The sequence below is a fragment of the Microcoleus sp. Pol12B3 genome (assembly GCF_036701355.1).
Lineage (GTDB): Bacteria > Cyanobacteriota > Cyanobacteriia > Cyanobacteriales > Microcoleaceae > Microcoleus.
On the sequence record NZ_JAUBQS010000137.1, the window covers coordinates 1 to 3,765 of the forward strand.

Genomic DNA, 3,765 nt, shown 5'->3' on the forward strand with positions numbered 1-3,765 from the left:
CTCCGAGCGATATTTCTTTGAAACATCTTCTCAAACCCCCTTGACAACTGCCATACAAGCTTAACTTGTTACCAATGCGCAAGTCCTCTCTTAATATAACCATCGACAACACGGCTATTGAGGAGACTGCAATGCCGTTTCGCTACCCCCAAATCATCAATAATTCTCAATTAATACTAAAGTTCTTACCTCTGTAGCATCCTTGAAAAGAAGTTAAACTGGTGCGGTTTCCCTGTTCCAATTTAGTCACTAGGGAAGAAGTATTGCTACTTTCAGGGGTAGCACCCCATTTGTAGATAAAGTCGCCGAGAGAGTCTCCACTTTCTTCGTAGCTGTGCTCTTCAATTGGAATTCCCGAAACTCCTGAAATAGTTTGGTTGTGGTATCCGTTAACGATGATTTTTTCGATAACTGCGCCCGGTTCTGCGGTAATATTCCATTGCACCGGTTCGTAGGCTGAAAGTGCTAGAATTATTGGCTTGTTTCGGCGTTCTACTTTAACTTCGATCGCACTTTTTGATAAATCTCGGTTCTTGTGATCCGCATTAGCTTCGTAAACGCCTATTAAATGAAGTTCTTTGTTTCCGCTTGAGGAACCGATATAAGCTGAAAAATCGTCGGAACCGCCCAGCCCGCAGTTGGCGCCAGAACTAATTGGGGAAATAAAAGCAGCTTTTTCGGCTATTTTCTGCTGCACCGCCGGCACTACCCACAATCCGGTTCCGATGCCTAAAGCACCTATCAAAGCGGCTGCGATACCGAAAGGAAGGGCATTGGTGAGGTGGCGAACAACTGGTTTAGCTGTTACTTGAGATAAAGTTTGCTGCCAATTTTCACCAGTTTGTCGATCGGCATTCCCGCCATCGAGACAGGCCAATAAACCTAAACTTTCCGGCTGTTCGAGCAGACTTTGAACTGTTTTCCCTTCGCCGACGTAGAGATTTCTAGTTTCGGTGTCTAAAAGCAGCCAGTAGCAATCGCCCTCGCCGAGGTTGTACTCTTGTACCGCAGGATCGACTAAATCGTGCTGCAAAAACACCAGCCAAGCCATATTATTGCCAGTGCCGACTGTTTTGCCGTCGCTGGATATAAGTTGGTCGATATCGGGTTCCCAGCGCCAAGCTACCCAACGACTATCTCCTCGATAGCCGAGGGATTTTTCAAGTTGCGGATGAGCGGTTATTTCTAAGCGTTGAACTAAGTTTGACACTAGATGTCCTCCTCAAGTGCGTTAGCGAAGCCCTCGCAGAGGATCGGGTCTAGAGCAATTTTGTTCCAATTTAAAACAAATATTTTGCTCATGAAGAGCCTCCGAATAATCGGGTTAATTTTGTCTAGCTAATGTTATCAGCCGGTACTTTCCCAACCACACTGGCTTAACAAAAATATGCCTGTTGAATGGTTTAGCTTGAGCAATTGGAGCTGGCAAGCACCCGCCTGGGAATAATTTTAACCTGTGCTGATAACTAATCCTGTTACGGATTAAAGCTGGCTATTTCTCACTGCTTCTACCTGGTTGTCCAGTTTTAAAAGAGTCCTTGGCCGATAGCGTCTACAAGTTCTTAGCTTAACTTTTATTTCGCTACTCTGCTACAAAATATGCCAATCGCACCTGACATCAATATTACGCAGGCAAATAAATATTCCGGCTTTCTCGCGGGCGAACAATCCCTAAAAAAGAGACGGTTTTAGAGAAACCCGGTTTCTGTGATGAAAGTTCTGACACTTTCCCGATTACTGGCGGGGGCCATCAATCGCATCTCTAGTCGGTGCAACACCTCCAGGGCTAAAGGAACTCGGCGGCACTCTCGGAAGATTGAGATTGGGATTGGGGACTAAATCGCTGTTGCTATCGCCAGCAGTTCCACCTGTGGGAGACACACTATTATTTGGATTGGTACTCGGCGAACTTCCCGGATTGAGATTATTCGGATTAGTATTCGGCGAAGTGCCCGGATTGGCATTATTGGGAGTGATATAGGGCGAACTTCCCGGATTGAGATTATTCGGATTGGTATTCGGCGAAGTGCCCGGATTCTGATTGGTATTCGGCAATGTTCCCTGATTGGCATTATTGGGATTGGTACTCGGCGCTGTTCCCGGATTGGCATTATTGGGATTGTTGGGATTTGCCGTCCCTGTTGGAGTAGTTATCGGCGTGCCGACACCATCTCTGGTGATAGCGTTGGGGTTCGGGGCAGCAGCCGGAGCAGCCCCATTGGGGTTATTTGCAGGAACATTGGCGGGGTTGCCCGCAACCGGAGCAGTGTTTTGGGGAGCAGCATTGCTGCCGCACAAGCTTACTAAATCAAAAGTTGTGCCACCTCGGGTTTCGATGAAGCAAACCGGCACATTTACATCGGGATTTGAGGCTCTGGGAAAATCGGCTGTTCCCGGCATGGGACGGCTAAAGGCAGCTTCAGCCATCAGTGGGGTCAAAGCCGCCGATAGAGCGGCGATTGTTCGCAATAATCTCATCAGCGTTCCCTCAAATGTTGAACTGTGTTTGATCCAGTATTGCCCAGAAACTAGAAATTGTCTTCTTCCCAAAATAGGAGCTTTGGCTACTCCTGCTGATGTAGGCTGCACCACTGAGCTTCTGAATTAAGACATTTGCATCTCAAGTAATTCCTGATGATAACGTTCCAACTCATGCGGTTGATGGATCAGCGGCTGAAGTTTGCCGTTGTGGAGTTGGTAGGCTTGTGTGATTCCAATGCGGCTCAGAAAGTCGAGGTAGTGGGAAATCACCCAGAGGGCGCTCTGAAACTCATTGACTCGATCAACAATCTGATTCACTGTTTCCAAATCCAAATTATTTGTTGGTTCATCTAAAATGAGCCAATCAATTTGAGAAATGCCGATCGCAGCCAGCCCTAATCTCGCTAACTCACCGCCGCTTAAGGCAGATGCAGGCTTGTTCACCTCATAGTTAAAAAATAGAAAATTTCCTAATTGCTGTCGCAGCAATTCATAGTCTAAGTTTGGGTTTGCCATTTGCATATTTTCTAGGACTGTCCGAGAGCGATCGACCATTTCATAGCTTTGATCGAGATATACCCCTTTTATGGCAGATTTTATGGCAATTTCACCGGCTTCTAAAATTGCTGGAGTTCGCTCCCTTCCTAGAAGGGCTTGAGCTAAACAGGATTTTACCGAGCCGTTCTTTCCAGCAATAGCAATGCGCGAGCCTGACGATACATGAAGCTGAATGTTTTTGATTAATCGGCGCTCTCCTAATCTCAAGTCAGTACCTTGGATATCGATTAAATTTTTGTTTTTTTGGCTGCATTCTTCTAATTTAACTCTGGTTGTTTTCGTCGTTCTGATTTTGGTTGCGGCAACTTGATTAGTTGCTTTTTCTACGGCGAACTCGTGTTTTTTCTTAGCACTTCCTGCCATTACTTCAGCTTGTCGCTTCCACGCACCACTCGGAATGCTATCGGCACGTTTGCGACCTAGGCGGCGAGATTTAGGGGCTCGTTCTTGTTCGTGAGATGCTGATGTTTTCGCAGGGTAAGAGCGTCTCAATCATGCTTGACAAAAGGAATCCGAAGAATCTAAGATATTGTCAAGAAAACAAGAACTGATAATTTGAATCAGATAATCATTATCCATAGCTGCCCGTTTCATTTTTTGTCGAAGACTACGTTTGTAAGTAGGTTCGGAGTTGATGGCATTCAGCGCAATATAGCGTTTCTCAGAAAGATGAGGTACAATAACAGCAGTGAGTAAACCAATTCCTCATATCGGATAATGTAACTT

At 45.8% G+C, this 3,765-nt stretch carries 3 protein-coding genes; all 3 read right to left on the reverse strand.

Features of this window, described 5'->3' with window-relative positions:
* Positions 1–166: 166 nt before the first annotated feature.
* Positions 167–1,210: a hypothetical protein gene (locus QUA53_RS28660; protein WP_333101220.1), complete on the reverse strand. Its 1,044-nt coding sequence runs from the start codon at positions 1,208–1,210 to the stop codon at positions 167–169.
* A 524-nt stretch (positions 1,211–1,734) separates the two neighbouring features.
* The gene (locus QUA53_RS28665; protein ID WP_333101222.1) at positions 1,735–2,592 is read right to left on the reverse strand and encodes a hypothetical protein; all 858 of its coding nucleotides are present in this window, start codon (positions 2,590–2,592) and stop codon (positions 1,735–1,737) included.
* A gap of 12 nt (positions 2,593–2,604) precedes the next feature.
* The gene (locus tag QUA53_RS28670) at positions 2,605–3,531 is read right to left on the reverse strand and encodes an ATP-binding cassette domain-containing protein (protein WP_333101224.1); all 927 of its coding nucleotides are present in this window, start codon (positions 3,529–3,531) and stop codon (positions 2,605–2,607) included.
* Between the last annotated feature and the right edge of the window lie 234 nt (positions 3,532–3,765).